The organism is Actinomyces sp. HMSC065F12, assembly GCF_001814535.1.
Lineage (GTDB): Bacteria > Actinomycetota > Actinomycetes > Actinomycetales > Actinomycetaceae > Pauljensenia > Pauljensenia radingae_A.
Window position 1 is genome coordinate 1 of record NZ_KV816959.1, and the last position, 429, is coordinate 429.

Below are 429 nucleotides of genomic sequence, written 5' to 3' on the forward strand. Positions count from 1 at the left end.
TCATCACCGTGAACGCGTTGAAGGAGGGCTGGGATTGCCCCTTCGCCTATATTTTGGCGTCGTTGGCGAACAAGACCAGTCAGGTCGATGTTGAGCAGATCCTTGGCCGTGTTCTGCGCCAACCCCACGCCAGGAAGCAGCCGAACACGTTGTTGAACATGAGTTACGTGTTGACCTCCTCGAACGATTTCGGGACCACGCTCAATCAGATCGTTGCGGGGCTCAACAGTGCCGGATTCTCCAAGCGTGACTTCCGTGCAGCCGATCAAGTAGCTTTCGACTTCACTGGCACGGACCAGCCAAGCAAACCTGCCCCAACGTCCCCAGTCGCAGGGGAAGGTATGGACGTTGAAGAGTTCTTGGAGTTTGACGAAGAACAGGTTGCAGCTGATCTGGATGCGCGAGAAGAATCCGCTAGTTCACCAGAGC

At 55.7% G+C, this 429-nt stretch carries 1 pseudogene; it reads left to right on the forward strand.

The annotated features are described in order from the left end of the window. Positions 1 to 429, forward strand: a pseudogene (locus HMPREF2975_RS03345) (restriction endonuclease); the annotation flags it as partial.